Origin of the sequence: Psychrobacter sp. (genome assembly GCF_030457785.1) — a bacterium.
In the GTDB taxonomy this organism is placed as follows: Bacteria; Pseudomonadota; Gammaproteobacteria; order Pseudomonadales; family Moraxellaceae; genus Psychrobacter.
Window position 1 is genome coordinate 1 of record NZ_JAKDUI010000030.1, and the last position, 16,698, is coordinate 16,698.

General features: G+C 42.5%; 16 protein-coding genes. 12 read left to right on the top strand and 4 right to left on the bottom strand.

Features of this window, described 5'->3' with window-relative positions; genetic code table 11:
* Positions 1-32 precede the first annotated feature (32 nt).
* Both L0J61_RS02865 and L0J61_RS02870 read right to left on the bottom strand, forming a co-directional pair.
* Positions 33-653, bottom strand: a complete 621-nt coding sequence (locus L0J61_RS02865; RefSeq protein WP_301464811.1) for an L-threonylcarbamoyladenylate synthase — start codon at positions 651-653, stop codon at positions 33-35.
* Between the two features lie 284 nt (positions 654-937).
* Positions 938-1,663 carry an elongation factor P hydroxylase gene (locus L0J61_RS02870; RefSeq protein WP_301464812.1) on the bottom strand — a complete coding sequence of 242 codons (726 nt, stop codon included), beginning with the start codon at positions 1,661-1,663 and terminating at the stop codon, positions 938-940.
* 183 nt (positions 1,664-1,846) lie between these two features.
* On the opposite strand from L0J61_RS02870, the gene L0J61_RS02875 reads away from it, so the two are divergent.
* The 6 genes from L0J61_RS02875 (at position 1,847) to lysM (ending at position 6,709) form a co-directional block, all read left to right on the top strand.
* Complete coding sequence (locus tag L0J61_RS02875; RefSeq protein WP_301464813.1) at positions 1,847-2,443, top strand: DUF177 domain-containing protein; 597 nt, start codon at positions 1,847-1,849, stop codon at positions 2,441-2,443.
* 440 nt (positions 2,444-2,883) lie between these two features.
* Positions 2,884-3,066, top strand: a complete 183-nt coding sequence (gene rpmF / locus L0J61_RS02880; RefSeq protein ID WP_010196743.1) for a 50S ribosomal protein L32 — start codon at positions 2,884-2,886, stop codon at positions 3,064-3,066.
* Positions 3,067-3,626: 560 nt separating this feature from the next.
* Positions 3,627-4,595, top strand: a complete 969-nt coding sequence (fabD, locus tag L0J61_RS02885) for an ACP S-malonyltransferase (RefSeq protein WP_301464814.1) — start codon at positions 3,627-3,629, stop codon at positions 4,593-4,595.
* Positions 4,586-5,320 (top strand): 3-oxoacyl-ACP reductase FabG, encoded by a 735-nt coding sequence (gene fabG / locus L0J61_RS02890; RefSeq protein ID WP_301464822.1) that lies wholly within the window; start codon positions 4,586-4,588, stop codon positions 5,318-5,320. Before fabD ends, fabG begins: the two co-directional genes overlap by 10 nt.
* A gap of 271 nt (positions 5,321-5,591) precedes the next feature.
* Positions 5,592-5,828 (top strand): acyl carrier protein, encoded by a 237-nt coding sequence (acpP, locus tag L0J61_RS02895; protein ID WP_057758815.1) that lies wholly within the window; start codon positions 5,592-5,594, stop codon positions 5,826-5,828.
* A gap of 383 nt (positions 5,829-6,211) precedes the next feature.
* The gene (gene lysM / locus L0J61_RS02900) at positions 6,212-6,709 is read left to right on the top strand and encodes a peptidoglycan-binding protein LysM (protein WP_301464815.1); all 498 of its coding nucleotides are present in this window, start codon (positions 6,212-6,214) and stop codon (positions 6,707-6,709) included.
* A gap of 142 nt (positions 6,710-6,851) precedes the next feature.
* On the opposite strand, the gene queG is transcribed toward lysM, so the two are convergent.
* Entirely contained in the window at positions 6,852-8,084 is a 1,233-nt protein-coding gene (gene queG / locus L0J61_RS02905; protein WP_301464816.1) for a tRNA epoxyqueuosine(34) reductase QueG, read from the bottom strand.
* Between the two features lie 302 nt (positions 8,085-8,386).
* Here queG and L0J61_RS02910 point away from each other — a divergent pair, with 302 nt between their 5' ends.
* Complete coding sequence (locus tag L0J61_RS02910) at positions 8,387-10,150, top strand: NAD(P)H-hydrate dehydratase (RefSeq protein ID WP_301464817.1); 1,764 nt, start codon at positions 8,387-8,389, stop codon at positions 10,148-10,150.
* 89 nt (positions 10,151-10,239) lie between these two features.
* Here L0J61_RS02910 and L0J61_RS02915 read toward each other — a convergent pair whose 3' ends face one another.
* Positions 10,240-10,743 (bottom strand): DUF4124 domain-containing protein, encoded by a 504-nt coding sequence (locus L0J61_RS02915; protein ID WP_301464818.1) that lies wholly within the window; start codon positions 10,741-10,743, stop codon positions 10,240-10,242.
* A 982-nt stretch (positions 10,744-11,725) separates the two neighbouring features.
* Between L0J61_RS02915 and L0J61_RS02920 the strand changes: the two genes are divergently transcribed.
* From L0J61_RS02920 to L0J61_RS02940, 5 genes are all read left to right on the top strand, one after another.
* A complete protein-coding gene (locus tag L0J61_RS02920) occupies positions 11,726-13,438 on the top strand; it encodes an acetolactate synthase 3 large subunit (protein ID WP_301464823.1) in 1,713 nt (570 codons plus the stop codon).
* The gene (ilvN, locus tag L0J61_RS02925; RefSeq protein ID WP_301464819.1) at positions 13,438-13,935 is read left to right on the top strand and encodes an acetolactate synthase small subunit; all 498 of its coding nucleotides are present in this window, start codon (positions 13,438-13,440) and stop codon (positions 13,933-13,935) included. The genes L0J61_RS02920 and ilvN overlap by 1 nt, the downstream gene beginning before the upstream one ends.
* 138 nt (positions 13,936-14,073) lie before the next feature.
* Entirely contained in the window at positions 14,074-15,090 is a 1,017-nt protein-coding gene (gene ilvC, locus L0J61_RS02930) for a ketol-acid reductoisomerase (RefSeq protein ID WP_301464820.1), read from the top strand.
* 335 nt (positions 15,091-15,425) lie between these two features.
* The gene (locus L0J61_RS02935; protein WP_301464821.1) at positions 15,426-15,854 is read left to right on the top strand and encodes a hypothetical protein; all 429 of its coding nucleotides are present in this window, start codon (positions 15,426-15,428) and stop codon (positions 15,852-15,854) included.
* Between the two features lie 352 nt (positions 15,855-16,206).
* Entirely contained in the window at positions 16,207-16,419 is a 213-nt protein-coding gene (locus tag L0J61_RS02940) for a cold-shock protein (protein ID WP_058025376.1), read from the top strand.
* The last annotated feature ends 279 nt before the right edge of the window (positions 16,420-16,698 follow it).

Consider the following 16,698-nt stretch of genomic DNA (forward strand, 5'->3'; position numbering starts at 1 on the left):
GGAGCTTTTTTTTGTTCAAAAATTAGTGTTATTCACAAAAGTAGAGAATCAATGTCCCCAGCGCCTTGTCTGATGACTTCAAATTGTGAGCTGGTCATGTCGACGACCGTGGTCAATTTGGTGGTTTTGATACCGGCATTAATAAGACAGTCGATTTGATTGCTTAATAGTTCTTCAATTTCGAATGGATCATCAAGTACGGTGTCGTGGTTGGGTAATATCAAGGAGCTTGTCAAAATTGGTTCCCCCATTGCTTCGAGTAATGCTTGGGAAATGGGGTTACTCGGCACTCGAATCCCGATGGTTTTTTTCTTCGGATGAGCCAGCTTTTTGGGCACGTCTTTTGTTGCATTGAGTATAAAAGTGATAGGGGCTGGAGTATGTGCCTTTAATTGTTTGAATTGGGCATTGTCTACTGTAGCGTACGTTGCAATTTCGCTCAAATCACGGCAAAGCAAAGTAAATTGGTGCTTGTCGTCAAGCTCACGGATTTTCTTTAGTTTATCTAGGGCGTCTTTTGCCCCTAGACGACAGCCGAATGCATAGCTGGTATCAGTTGGATAGATGATTAACTGATCTTTTCGCAAAAGCTCTGCTGCTTGTTCGATCAGACGTTTTTGTGGGTTGTCAGGATGAATATAAAAGACTTGCATAATAGCTCCTAATTTTATAATTATGGTTGGGCTTCTCTCGGTAATTCAAGCAAAATTTATCGTTAAGACGGTTATAATTTAACTCAGTTCGTCCGTAAAAATGCAACGTATTGTCCATTTATTATAACAAATATAAAATTGGTTTGGTTGTCGGGCGTAACTGTGCGTCGTAGATGGCGACTACCTCACTATTGAAGTCCTAGGATCTAAACTCTTGAAAGTGCTAGTGAGAGTGGCATCAGGTAATATTGTATTGCTAGGTGGTAGTATCGGAATTTTGCAGATCAGTGAGACGCGCAGACTGTCAATAGCGCGTGCAATATAACTTTGGCATCACGTGGAATGGTGTGCGGTTTGAGAATATATTCTTTGGCCTGTAGGTAGACATCTTCTGCAAATGTGCTGCTGCTCGTATTAAAGTCTGCAAATAGGTTGTCCTGTGAGACTTCAAAAGAACGATTGCAAGCCAAAGTGAAGAGGCATTCTAATGCTTGAGGTTTGATTTCTACACGTTCAAATGCTTGTTGTTGCTTCTCCGTTCGACCGTCAGGGGCATACCAATAGCCAAAGTCAGGCAACCGCCTGCGCGCTTCGCCAGCGATACACCAGTGACTTAATTCATGTAAAGCACTGGCAAAAAAGCCGTGAGCAAACTCGATCCTAGCTGGCATACCGTTTTGAATAGGGAAGTATTCGGGTTCTCCATCACTACGAGAGAGAACAACTTGCTGGTCAGAAAACAACGTATTAAATAATTGAATGAGCCAATCAGTAGTTAGTTTTTCATAATTATTTATTGACTCTTGGGTATTGTCACAGTCCTTCAATTGAGTAAGTAAATGCCACTCACTTTTCCAGTGTCGTACATTTTCTGATTGTTTCAATACTAATGGGTCGACCAGTATGTCTTGAGAGCTGGTATTGAGCTCAGTAAGTTGTGATAGAAGCGTCTCGGCTTGTTTTTGCGGGAGTAGAGTAGCAAAATCAATTTTGTTGATAAGAGAATTCATAGGTAAACAGCGGACCAGATGGAAAATAAAAGTGAAGCGGTTTTGCGTGTTAATACGACAATGCACTTGTCAGATAAGGGCGGATGTCAATGAAATAATAACATACTAGCGCTAGCACAGCTTAGTGCTTTCCGTTAGTATGGCAGGCAATATTATACACCGTTTAGATCAATGAGGCCGCGTATGTTAAATACTCCAGAAGGTAAATCGTCAGCTGGTCATCACCATAACAAAAAAACATCTGTGTCGACCAGCGTGCCAGAAAATATCTCTCTAGATAAATGGGCTGATAGTGGCTTTCAGTGGGCGGGAGAAGTAAATCCGCAGGGTTTTAAGCGTCTATCTATTATATTGACAGCAGAGCGAGAGCAGGCAGCAGTACAGCTTGACATTGACTTGTACCGTCGCAACAACGTATTGCATATCGCCTTCACTTTGACGGGTGAAGTATGGCTCACCTGTCAGCGTTGTCTGCAACCAGTTGTTACTGATTTGTCCGATGACTACGATATCGCACTATTGGAAAACGATAGTCAGGCTAGCTTGCTTGACGAAGAACAAGACTATTTGATGCTTGATGAAGTTATTACTGAATCGGCACCAGAGCAACTTCTGCCATTTAAAAAGTTGCTAGAAGATGAGATATTACTAAAAGTACCAATGGCTCCGAAACATGATGACTGTGAAATGAGCATTGATCAGTTTGGTGATATCCCAGAAGAGGAAGAGACAGAAAATCCGTTCGCTGCCTTACAATCGCTCAAAGGTAAGCTCGACTAGAATTTAACCAACAATTTAACCAACATAGTACCGAACTCAAAAATACGATGAGCCGTGTCAAGGTCGCTTAGCCTACAATGTGTAGTACTTGCCCTTTTTTTTCTTGCTATTGCAGTTATGTGGACGGTATAAGTGTGCCATTAAGTGGGTTTATGACGATTTTTACTGGCTTTGTGCATAAGAGTGCAAGGCAGGGCTTTATTAATCCAATAAACATGCGTATAATGTCCGGTTTATTGCATTCTAGCAACAAGTTGCTTGCTGATAGAAGTTGACTGGGCAAAATTATTATAGATTTTAGACGTGGTCAGCGCTTTATGTAGCGGCAATCTAATTAACTAATGATGCTTGAGACTTAGGTTGTTGTGGTTATATAGCCTCTGTCAGTATCGACTAAAGCTGAATTTCAAGCTTATCCCTTTAAGTATAGGAGCTATATCATGGCTGTTCAAAAAAGTCGTAAAAGCCGTTCTCGTCGTGACATGCGCCGTTCACACCATCGTATGGAAGTGGCTGAGCTGAGCGTAGATGCTACCACTGGTGAAAAACATCGTCGTCATCACATGACTAAAGATGGTTTCTACCGTGGCCGTCAATTATTCAAGGTTAGTCAAGACGCCTAAGCCGTTGGAATATAATGGCTGATACTCAATAATGATAGTACTGGTGACTATCATTATTTTTGTGGCACTGTTATTCAGCAACTCGCTTTACGTTAAAAAATCCAAGTTATTTCGCTATCATATATTATGTGGCTGGATAACTTGGTTTTTTTGTTATTACGTTTTAGAAACTTTCTTGGTCAGTGCTATTACTGCTTGTTTAACGTGCCTCTTGTTTAATGTGACTTAGATACCTGACTTTACAGCGAATAAGCGGACAGAAAAACGTATTAACTTTTTACTATGGGCTAAATGGTCGTTTAGACTGACTTTACTAATACTACAGCGGCTTGAGCAGTCATTTGCTATGATAATGGGTTACGTCAGTGTATAGTTTAGTCAGCACGCGTTTTTTACGATAAAAAACTATAGCCATTCCACTATACAAGTATTACTACGTTTGCCTTGTACTACTTTTAAATTGAATCGACTATATATGAACGACATTATGTTAGTATTCATATAATACAAAAACCCAATTAATTTTAGGGATGTTTCCAATTAAATAAGGAATATTGGTTATGGCCTCTGTACCCGATATAGAAAAAAAGCAGCCGACTCGTATAGCGGTAGTTTTCCCTGGACAAGGATCGCAAGTAGTCGGGATGACTAGCGAGCTTGCTGAAACCTATCCAGAGATTCGTGATACTTTTACTGAAGCCAGTACTGCGCTTGGTGAAGACCTATGGGCAATTTGTCAGGATGAAGAAAAGCTCGGTCAAACCCAATACACCCAGCCAGCGTTATTGACTGCTAGCATAGCAATTTGGCGCATATTAAAACAAAAGATAAGTAGCAAACCTTGTTACTTAGCAGGCCATTCTTTAGGGGAGTACACGGCGCTTTGTGCCGCTGATGTGATATCGCTTGCTGATGCAGTGACATTGGTACATAAACGTGGTCAGCTCATGCAAGACGCTGTTGTCGGTGTTGATACTGCCATGGCTGCTGTGCTTGGGTTAGAAGACCAGCGAGTTGAGAATCTATGTGAGCAAGCGGCTGAGCATGTTGACGATGCGGTCGTTGGGGCGGCCAATTTTAATAGTCCAGGTCAAGTGGTCATATCAGGAAACGCAGCTGGTGTGACTGCTGTCGTTGATAAAGTGAAAAACACTGGAAAAAAATCCATCCCACTTAAAGTCAGTGTGCCGTCGCACTGTGCGCTGATGGAACCAGCAAGCAGCGCTTTGGCGGGGATTTTAGCAAAAATTACATTCGATCAGGCGACAATTCCTGTTATTCAAAACCGCCATGCACGTGTTGAGAGTAGCGCAGCTGGTATCAAACAGGCGTTAACCGAACAGTTAAGCGAACCAGTGCTATGGTCGAAAACCATGCAAGAGCTGGCTGACAAACAGATTAATGTGCTAATCGAATGTGGCAGCGGTAATGTACTGAGTAATTTGGCTAAGCGTCAAGCACAGCCAATTACTAGCTATCCTACTGACAAACCTGCTCGAATCGAAAAATTAATGGAGGTATTATCATGAGCCGTACGATTACATTAGTGACCGGCGCGAGTCGTGGTATTGGCAAAGCAGTTGCCAAGCGTTTTGCCAAAGAAGGCCATTTTGTTATTGGAACAGCAACGACCGAAAAAGGTGCTGAGCTGATCGATAATTATTTGCATGATAGTGGTGGTATCGGTCGTGTATTAAACGTTCGTGAAACAGCCCAAATTGATAAGCTGTTTGAAGAGATCGAAAGCGTCTATGGTGCAGTACAAGTATTGGTCAACAATGCTGGTATCACCCAAGATGGCTTATTAATGCGGATGAAAGATGAAGACTGGGAAAACGTAGTCAACACCAACTTGACGTCAGTTTACCGTATGAGCAAACGAGCGGTTAGGGGAATGATGAAAGCTCGCCGTGGACGTATCATCAATATCACTTCGGTGGTTGCTCAAATGGGTAATGCAGGTCAGTCTAACTATGCTGCAACCAAGGCAGGCGTTGAAGGCTTCAGTCGTACCTTAGCGCGAGAAATCGGCTCAAGACAGGTAACTATCAATTGCGTCGCACCAGGTTTGATCGAAACAGATATGACCGATGAGCTTGATGAGCGCCTATTGAACTCCATGTTGGATGCAGTGCCCATTAGCCGTTTGGGCCAGCCGGAAGACATCGCCGCTGCTGTACATTTCTTGGCCAGTGATGAGGCCAGCTATATCACAGGAGCTGTCATTCCTGTCAATGGCGGCATGTATATGTAAGTCGCTCGCAAGTGTTACACAGTAATAATAAAAAACTGTGTGAACGAGTGTAAACTATAATAAAGGGTGCTATAATGACGGATACTTTTATGCCAAGGTCTGTATCATAGTAAGCGCTTTTTAGACATTAGAGCGACTGCATAACGTGTCATAGAGTAATCAGACAGCAATGCTGATCTGGCAAATTCCATTTTATATACCCTGCTACAGAGCATAAACATTGCATTGTAGCAGCTTATTAAAAATAATAGATGATAAAGGAGAAATCTATATGAGTAACGATATCGAGTTAAGAGTTAAAGCGGCAGTGGCTGAGCAATTGGGTATGAATGTTGAAGACATCAACAACGATGCTTCATTCATGGAAGATCTAGGTGCTGATTCGCTAGATTTGGTAGAGTTGGTCATGTCTTTTGAAAGTGATTTTGGCATTACTATCCCTGACGAAGATTCTGCAGAGCTTACCACAGTTCAAAAAGCAATCGATTACGTACAAGCTCAGCTATAATCCGCTATTCATTTAGCCAGTTTTATCATGCCGCTTATCTTAAGGATAGGCGGTTTTTTTTGGGGTTGTTATAAGGTTTTCTTTAAGCTGTTATAAGTAGTTATAATGAACGACATCCAGATTTTAATGTCTTAACATAATTTAGATCAAATTAACATTACTCAACATACCTTTACTGTGCTAAACAGCCATCTTTGCTATACTCCTATTGTTAGATATACGCGGTTGTCCCGATGCTGCTTGTTGAGTGTACATCACGAACTGACCAGTAATTCACATGATCGGTATCGCGACTTCCTAGCTAGGATCAATACAGCAATGAAATGCAGTAAAGAAATACAGTAATGATGGATAACTAATAATAATATTTGAAGGAGTTTCATATGGGTATGTTCAGTTTTGCAAAAGATATCGGTGACAAAATTTTTAACCGTGACGACGCTGAGTCAGAAACACAAGCCGACGCCAATACTCCGGCGAAAACCGACGAGCCTTCAGCGCAGTCAGTGGCCAATATTTTGCTCAGCCGTATTCAACAGCAGAATTTAGACATCAGCGATTTAAAAATCAAGTACAACGGCTCAACAGACACTGCAGAAATCAGTGGTAAAGCCAAAACTCAAGCCGACCGTGAAAAAGCCATTATCGCTATTGGTAACGTGCAAAACGTTGCCAAGGTCATCGACAACATTGACATTGAAGAAGATGCACCTGAGTCTACTATGTATACCGTAAAGTCCGGTGATAGCTTGTCTAAGATTGCTCAAGACGTTTATGGCTCGGCCAACGACTACATGACTATTTTCGAAGCCAACAAGCCGATGCTGTCTGATCCAGATAAGATCTATCCAGGTCAAGTATTACGTATCCCCAAGCCATAAGATAAATTGTTCATCAGTTTATTGGTTGTTTACATCACAAAAAACGCTTCTCATTATAAGAAGCGTTTTTTTATTGTTCAGAGCCTTGAAAGCACCTGGCAAGGCAAGCTGGTCGACGACTCAGTGTTGCTTCTAGTTTTAGTCAGTCTCCTATAGCTCGTTTTTGAATTTGCTCAGCGATTGCCCAATGTATATGTTCATCTAGTATTTCGTTGTGCATGCCCAGTTTGGATCGTAACTGGTCGATCACCACTTGACTACTGTTGGCATTGCCAAGACCAATAGCGATATTGCGTAAGAAGTTTACATACCCTGTGCGCCTGAGTGGACTGCCTTGAGTGCGTTGCATAAAGTCAGACTCTTGCCATTGCCACAATTCAAGCAGGCTGCTGTTGTCGAGCCGGTGCCGTGGAGAAAAATCCTCTACAGATGTGATATTTGCATAGCGGTTCCAAGGACAAATAAGTTGACAATCATCGCAGCCAAACACACGATTGCCAATCGCACGCCGATATTTAGGATCAATGATGCCATCATGTTCAATAGTCAAATATGAAATACATGCGGCAGCATTAAGCTCATAAGGGGCGACAATGGCTTGAGTCGGGCAGATATCAATACACGCGCTACAACTCCCACAGTGCGGCTTGACTGGCGCATCATCGGGTAACTCGATGCTCACGAATAGCTCACCCAAGACAAAAAATGAGCCTGCTTGTTTGTTTAGCAATAAAGTATGCTTGCCTGTCCATCCTAAACCTGCTGCATCAGCGATAGGACGTTCAAAGATAGGTGCTGAATCGCTAAAAGGTCTAAAAACAAACGCTTTGTCTGAGCCAATATTGAGATGCTCCCATTTAGGAAGCATGGCTTCAATCTCTAGCGCCAGTTTTTTTAATCGACTACGCATGGTTTTGTGATAATCACGTCCTCTGGCGTAGCGTGCCACGATACCCTGATTAGGCAGGTCATTGTCGGTGACAGCACGTGGTTTGGGTGCTTCTGTCAGATAGTCCATTCGCACACTAATGATGGTTTTGGCACCCTCTACCAACTGCTCAGGATGAGCGCGCAGGTGATGGTTGTTGTGCATAAACTGTAACTGGCCTTCATAACCCTTTGCCAGCCATTGTTGCAGTTGCGTTATTTGCTGAGTAAACAAAGGATGATGGACAGACAGAAATCCACAGTCAGCAAAGCCTAAAGCTTGTGCTTGCGTCCGTATCCATTGTTTTACTTCTTCCGAGTGAGTGAAAATAGGCTCGCTCTTAATTATAAGGCTCTGCCTAGCCCTGTCGTTAGTTGCTGCAGAGTCTGCCGTCGGTGCTGACGTTGATTCAGGTTTTTGTTTTCTTGATGTTGATGGGGGTTTCATGCTGCTCATAAGGGTAGTGTGAATATCGCTATGATAAGGCAGTGAGCAGTGAGCGCAAGCATAGAAGCGAATAAACTTGTATGCATATCGATACAGTTCTAGAAGCAAGTTTTTGTTAACCTTAGTAAGAGCGCATCCCAAATTCAATCGACAGTCAGCTAAAGGGACTAGGAATGGTCAAATACACTTCTGGTTTGGCTTCGATTTATCTCATTCAGCTTATCATTTCAAATACGACCACAATTAGCCAAAATAAAAGGTAAGCAACAATCACATTTGACAATAATAACCGAGGGTTCTTCATGAAAATTCATCACCACCTTTCATCTGCTCAGCCTTTAGTTTTTGCAAAACCAATAGCGCTCTATAATAGCGAGCAGGTCTATGCGATAGAGCAATCATGGTTCGCAGCTGGGTACGATAGCTTTGGGTTGATGAAGCAAGCTGCATGGCAAATGGCGCAGCGTATAGATCAAATATGTGAACCAAAGCAGCTTGCTGCTCGGCCAATCACTGATAGTAAAATGTATCGAAAAAACCCTGGTCAGCAAAGAGCCAGTATTTGGGTAGGAAAGGGTAATAATGGTGGCGATGGTTGGCTCATGGCCTATTACCTACAGCAGATGGGCTGGCAGGTACAAGTCACAACGGTTGGGTTTACCAGCTATGAACTAGAGATTGGGTCAGACAACGATGAGAGAAAAATAGCATCCGATGCAAAAAAAGCGCAGCAGATAGCGCAAGCGGCAAACTGTTCACATTTACGGTTTGAAGACAATTGCGGTAGCCAAGAAGAGTCTCCAACGGCAACATGGCAGGCAGATGTTTATATCGATGCGTTATTCGGTATTGGGCTGGATCGAGCGCCTCAAGGCATTTACAGTAAAGCTATTAGCGCCTTTAATGAGCTATCTAATCATCCCCAGGCATGTGCCATTTCTGTCGATATTCCTAGTGGCTTGGTAGCCTCAACGGGTGAGGTGCATGACCGTGTAGCGATCCAAGCAGATATGACACTGTGCTTAATTGCCCGAAAGTTTGGGTTACATACAAAAGATGGATTGGATTACGGTGGCAAAATCATTGATATCCCATTGATCCCTTATCCGATAAATGATGTAGCATTCGCGCCAGTGGCAAAGCTAGTAAATGCTGCGCATCGATTACACCCACGCTGGCAAAACAGCCATAAAGGTAGCTACGGCCATGTACTGACTATCGGTGGTAATCGTGTTGATGGCTCGCAAGGTATGGGTGGCGCAGCAATACTTTCTGCCTCTAGTGCTATGGCAGCAGGGGCTGGTAAAATAACGGTGGCTTGTCACGAAGCATTTCATGGTGCATTGCTAACCTCATTGCCAGATGCAATGACCATTAATTTGCAGGATGTAAGAGGTGTAAAACAACTAATCCAAGATGCTAGTATTATTGTAATCGGAATGGGGTTAGGTCGTGATCAACAATCCAAAGACTTATTCATCAGCTATATACAAGCAAGCATAGAAGCTGGAAAACCAATCGTAATCGATGCTGATGGCCTGTATCATTTATCATCATTACAGAAAGAGAGCCACGAGTTAATCGATGAGCTGCGTTATCATAGCACCAAATATCAGGTTTGCTTGACACCTCATAGCGGTGAGGCAGCTAGATTACTTGATATGGAAATCAGTGATATAGAAAAAAATAGGCTGGCAGCAATAGAGCAGTGTGCGGAGATTTATGGTGGTGACTGGATACTAAAAGGAGCGGGCTCGTTGGTCTTAGAGCAGTGTTTGGTGCAAAAGCAGGTGTATGTTTGCGGCGTAGGCAACGCAGGTATGGCAACGGCAGGGATGGGTGATGTACTGTCAGGGGTCATGGCTGGACTGATGGCACAGCAAGAGCTAACCGTAGAATCGCGGAGTTTGCTGCAAGCAGTACTTATACATGGTCAAGCAGGAGATGCATTAGTCCATCAAATAGCCAGAGAGCATGGCGGGCTTTTAATGGGACAGCGGGGGCTACAAGCTCAAGATATGCCAGCAGCCATCCGTCACGTTATGCAATTACTCATTAGCAAATAAGAATATTAGGATGTATTGGACATTCAAGCATTTATGAATGTCCAATACATCCTACACCATATGTCGCACACTTTTTCTATGGAATGCGCTTAGATATTTGAGTTACTACAATACTGATCAATGGCTTGCTGGACACGCTCACGTTTCAGCTCAATCTCACGACCATCCAAATATTGGCGTGTACCATTAGAGTCCATTTCATAGATACGTCCACCAACATTTAAGTTCGTTAGGTTATTACGTAGAGATTGGCAACGTTGGGCATTGGCTTGTGCTTCTTGTTCTTCAATACGAGCTTCTAGCTGAGCGACGCGTTGCTGTTCAGCAGTTTGAGTATTGTTGTTTTGATTGGGATCTGTTCTGCCTGCCATATCTCCGGCATTGGTTTGTCTGCCATCGCTACGGAATTCAATTACTTCAATATTCGTACCATTTTGTGGAGGGTGCTGGCTATATTTGACCTCACCATGTTCGCCAATAGATTTATAGACTTGAACGGCATGACTGGCACTTATGGGAAGCATAAGCATACACGCAGTGCTGATGCTGATAAGCAATTTGGCAGCAGTGTTTTTTGTAAACGCAAACGCCATAGCAGAAATCCTCGTAATTTGGTGAAAATGTATATATTTTTGTGAATATAACATTTTATTGTCTAGTTGGTATCAAAAAGTACCTAAATTGGTTCCCACCTACTAAAAATAATCAATGTGTATGGTTTGATAACCAATAGTTAGGGGAAGGGATGATAAGTTTTTCTTGACAAAGGCTTGCAAACGGCCGAATATAACAATAGTTAATTGGTCAGTGAGCGGCACTTAATTGTATTGCCGTGACACTTGAAAGCAAAAACTATGAGTTGCTTATCGGTGGCTTATGTAGTTTTACTTTCTTTGTGATGATGTTATAGCAATGACAGTGATAAAAATAATCGCTAGTCATGACTGTATATATTATCTCTGGACTTATCTGTCTACAATGGCTGAGATAAACTTATTATTTGAGAGGTGCTGAGCATCTAGCTAGCGTTTGTTTCATAGATGGCGCAAGCCGTAGTGAAGATTCTACCCATACGTTGGTTATAAGGTCTAATTCCTTTGTAATGTAACATTCACTATGAAAAGAACCTACCTACTGGCGATCAATGCATATTATCGACAAGATTATGCAGATTTCGAGTGGCACGATTTGTCTAAAAAACTAAATAATAAGCTTCTTTCTAGATGCGCTCGCATCTTGTCATGGTATGACGATATCCTCCTGTCACAAAGCTGACCTTAAATACGCTACTGTATTTGAGTCTTTTTTCTGTGTCAAAAATAGTAAGACTTTAGTATAGTAGGCACACATTATTGATATGGACAAGAATCAGCGACTGTTTAATATTACTTTGCAAATAATGCCAGCACGTGGTTATTTTTTAAACATCGTAAGTTCTCGCCGCAAAAAAAGGTGACGAAAGTGACGCAAACCACACAAAGTCCGAACATGACGGGGCATACTCAAACAGGTAATGCCGCCAAAAATTTTGAAGAAAAACAGCAGGCTCTTGCAACAGATAACGCACAGCCTGTGATGCTGTCTGGTGCTGAGATGTTGGTGCAGTCACTGACTGACGAAGGTGTTGAATATATCTTTGGTTATCCAGGTGGCGCTGTTCTGCATATTTACGATGCCTTGTTTAAACAAGAAGCTATTGAGCATATTTTGGTACGCCATGAGCAAGCAGCTGGTCATATGGCGGATGCTTATTCGCGAGTGGCTGGTAAAACAGGTGTTGTGCTCGCAACATCAGGGCCAGGCGCGACCAATACGGTGACGGCTATTGCTACTGCTTATATGGATTCTGTGCCGATGGTAATAATATCTGGTCAGGTGCCAAGCAGTCTGATTGGGGAAGATGCCTTCCAAGAAACAGACATGGTTGGTGTCTCAAGACCTGTTGTAAAGCATAGCTTTCAAGTGCGTCACGCCAGCGAAATTCCAATGATTGTCAAAAAAGCTTTTTATATTGCTCAGTCTGGACGTCCAGGACCTGTTGTCATCGATGTGCCAAAAGACATGACAGCACCGAATGAAAAATATGCTTACGAATATCCAAACGAAGTATTTTTACGTTCATATCAACCTTCACTAAAAGGTCATAGCGGACAAATCAAAAAAGCCGTTGAGACTTTGTTATCTGCGCAGCGTCCAGTCATATATGCTGGTGGTGGCGTGATATGGAGCAAAGCTCACGAAGAGCTTACGGATCTTGCTCGACGCTTGAATGTACCCGTGACCAATACATTGATGGGTCTTGGTACTTTCCCTGGTTCAGACCGTCAGTTTTTGGGTATGCTTGGTATGCATGGTACCTATGAAGCCAACATGAGTATGCACCATGCTGATGTTATTTTAGCCATAGGTGCGCGTTTCGACGATCGTGTGACCAACAATGTCAAAAAATTCTGTCCTAATGCGACTATCATTCACATTGATATCGATCCTGCTTCAATCTCTAAAACGATTAATGCTCACATACCAATCGTGGGTGATGTAAGAGCTGTTCTAACGGAAATGTTAGGGGTTCTTGGTGATAACGCAGAGCTTGAACAGCACGCACTATTAGATTGGTGGTCACAGATTAATGAGTGGCGAAAGCGTCATGGCTTGCGTTATGACACCAGTACGGATGATGGCATCAAGCCACAAAGTGTGGTCCAAGCATTGTGTAAAGTGACAGACGGTAAAGCCATTATCACCAGTGATGTGGGTCAACATCAAATGTTTGCTGCGCTGTACTACACTTACGATGAGCCACGTCAATGGCTGAACTCAGGTGGTCTAGGTACGATGGGCGTTGGCTTACCCTATGCGATGGCGGCAAAACTTGTAAACCCTGAGCGTGATGTGGTGTGTATCACCGGCGAAGGCTCTATTCAAATGAATATCCAAGAGCTGTCAACTTGTTTACAGTACAACCTGCCCGTCAAGATACTGAACCTAAATAATGCCCAATTGGGGATGGTCAAGCAGTGGCAGGACATGTTGTACGAAGGCCGTCATGCACAGTCTTACATGAACTCGTTACCAGACTTCGTTAAATTAGCGGAAAGCTATGGTCACGTCGGTGTGAAAATCACTGATCCGGCGACTATGGAAGAGCAATTGGCCGAAGCCATGGCAATCAAAGACAAGCTGGTGTTTATCGATGTATATGTCGATCGCCATGAACACGTATATCCGATGCAAATTGCTGGTCAAGCGATGCGTGATATGTGGTTAACAAAAGGGGAGCGTACCTAATGCAACAACAACATCTGATTTCGGTATTGATGGAAAACGAAGCGGGTTCGTTGTCGCGATTAGTCGGCCTGTTCTCACAGCGTGGCTATAATATCGAAACATTAAATGTCGCACCCACGGACGACCCTAGCATCTCACGTCTGACAGTGACCACTATTACTTCGCCTGAAAGAATCGAGCAAATCACTAAGCAATTGCATAAATTGATTGAAGTGGTTAAAGTGCTTAATCTCACAGATAACATCCACGTTGAGCGTGAGCTTATGCTTATTAAAGTTCGTGCGACTGGCAGTGCTCGTGAAGAAATCAAACGCAGCGCTGATATTTTCCGAGCGCAAATCGTTGATGTGACATCAAACCTTTATACGATTCAAATCGTTGGCGATAAAGCCAAGCTTGATGGATTTATTGATGTGCTGGGCCGTGAGCGTATTATGGAAGTGGTTCGCTCTGGTGTTATCGGTATTGCACGTGGCGAAAGAACATTGAGCCTCTAATTGGCTTGATACTTATAAAACCCTTATTATTTTTATTATCAACAGCGCACCAACCTTAATCAACACTCTATAACTGCGGTTAGGGCAGAGGCGCTTACTATACATGGCACTCCATGATTGAGTACAAGGACTCTATTTATGAACGTTTATTATGACAAAGACTGTGATCTATCAATCATTCAAGGCAAAAAAGTAGCTATCATTGGTTATGGCTCTCAAGGGCATGCGCATGCGCTTAACTTACAAGACTCAGACGTCGATGTGACTGTTGGCCTACGTGCTAACTCTGGATCATGGAAAAAAGCTGAAAATGCAGGGCTAAAAGTAGCAGAAGTTGAAGACGCAGTGAAAGCGGCAGATGTCGTTATGATCTTGACGCCGGATGAGTTCCAAAAAGAGCTGTACAACGATGTGATTGAGCCGAACATCAAAGAAGGCGCGACGCTAGCGTTCGCCCATGGTTTTGCGATTCATTACAATCAAGTAGTGCCACGTGGCGATCTTGATGTGATTATGGTTGCGCCAAAAGCACCTGGTCATACTGTTCGTTCAGAATTTACCAAAGGCGGTGGTATCCCTGATCTTATCGCTATCTATCAAGACGCGTCAAAACAAGCTAAGCAACTTGCTTTGTCTTATGCTGCTGGCGTTGGTGGTGGTCGTTCAGGTATCATTGAAACGACATTTAAAGACGAGACTGAAACTGACTTGTTCGGTGAGCAAGCGGTATTATGTGGCGGTGCAGTAGAGCTAGTAAAAATGGGCTTTGAAACGCTAACAGAAGCTGGCTATGCACCAGAAATGGCTTATTTCGAGTGCTTGCATGAGCTAAAACTGATCGTCGACTTGATGTACGAAGGCGGTATCGCTGATATGAACTATTCAATCAGTAACAACGCTGAGTATGGTGAGTACGTTACTGGTACAGAAGTTATCAATGAACAATCACGTGAAGCCATGCGTAATGCACTAAAACGCATCCAGTCTGGTGAGTACGCGAAAATGTTCATCTCTGAAGGTGCTACTAACTATCCTTCAATGACGGCTCGTCGTCGCAACAATGCTGCGCATCCAATCGAAACTACTGGCGCTAAGCTACGTGGTATGATGCCATGGATTGGTGGCAATAAAATTATTGATAAAGACAAAAACTAAGCCAATACTTGAGCATAAAAGTGTTACTTGGCTTTAACGTTATTTGGCTTTAAAGAAACCCATGTTATCAGGAGATAGCATGGGTTTTTTCATAGGACATGGTTGATGAAAGTTCGCTCGTGAGAGACTCGCACGGGTTGAAAAGCGACAGTTGTTACCCAATATAAACAGGCGTCATTATTTCGGTGCTGGATTTCGATATTAGATAGTTTTTGTGGTGCAGCCAATTTGTGCAGCAGCTAGGTCTATCCTAACATGTCGTTGAAAGATCAGCAGTACGTCGAAACAAATGGTATTTCTCTTTTATTTTTCTCTTAGATTACAGGTTGTGTGTTGTGCAAATATCTTTTCCAGACTGGCTAACGCCGCAATTCGTATACATTACTCTTAGCGCTGTGGTAGCAGTCTTGATTTGGATAGAAGGGGAGATGCTCAAAAAGACTGATGGCAAATTGCCTAACTCTAAACTATTTAAGGTTAGCTCACTATTGGATACTGCGTGGTTTTTCGTATCAGTGGTGATGTTATATCTAGTCGACTTAACGCCCTTGGCTATTGCGGTTCCTGCAGCCTACGGTGTATACACGACTTTCGGCTGGGTGTATGGAACACGTTTGCTCAAACGTAAAGGCATCCCAGATTCTCCAAAAGATCTTGTCATACCCACTAAGTATATTGCTTATAGCCAATCGTTCGCGTTGGTGTTTTTTGCGCTTTGTTTATTGGTATTAAGTGCACCATGGCTGCCAATCGCTCAATCATAATGTGCTGTCTCGATGATTGACTTTTAAGGTAAAGCCCATGTCTTTAGAATCTCAAAGTTTCAAAAGATAGTCGACATATACAGTTTGTCTTTTTCTTTTCGATGTATGGAAATTTTGGTAATTCATTTGTATCTGTAATTGAAACAGGTAGTAATGATATAAAAAAGTCATCAATTTAAGCTGTTGCTATTATCAAAAACTGTTATAATCAAGCTGTACTCAAAAGATATTAAGCATTAAATTTGCTTTATTTAACAATGATTTATACCATTTTTAAACAGTTTTTTGGGTACGCGTCCAATTAATCGGTGATGACAAAAGTCACGCCAACAGTTAAAAGTCAGGAAAATTTATGTCAGATAAAGTTGAAGGCACTGTAAAGTGGTTTAATGAAGCGAAAGGTTTTGGTTTTATCGCTCAAGACAATGGCGGACAAGATGTATTCGCTCACTACAGCGCTATCCAAGGTAACGGCTTCAAAACTCTAGCCGAAGGGCAGAAAGTGTCGTTCATCTTGGGTGAAGGCAAAAAAGGCCCACAAGCTGAGCAAATCGAAGCACTATAATTCTCTGAGTCATCGAACTAACTGATTATCAGAACGTTCGATAACTGCAAGATTATGACCATGCATTGATTGTTTTGCCTATTAAAATAATAAAAATACCGTTTAATTTTTAAAAAGAGCAGCCTTTTATCAGGTTGCTTTTTTTATCCAGATTTTATTTAGGTAACTATCGATCGCATTAGCAGACACGACCCAATTCATAATAAAATGTCAAGCAAGAGTAGCGTAGGTAATAATAAAAAGACTTCAACTTCTTCTAAATAGTAGAGGGCGCTCGTG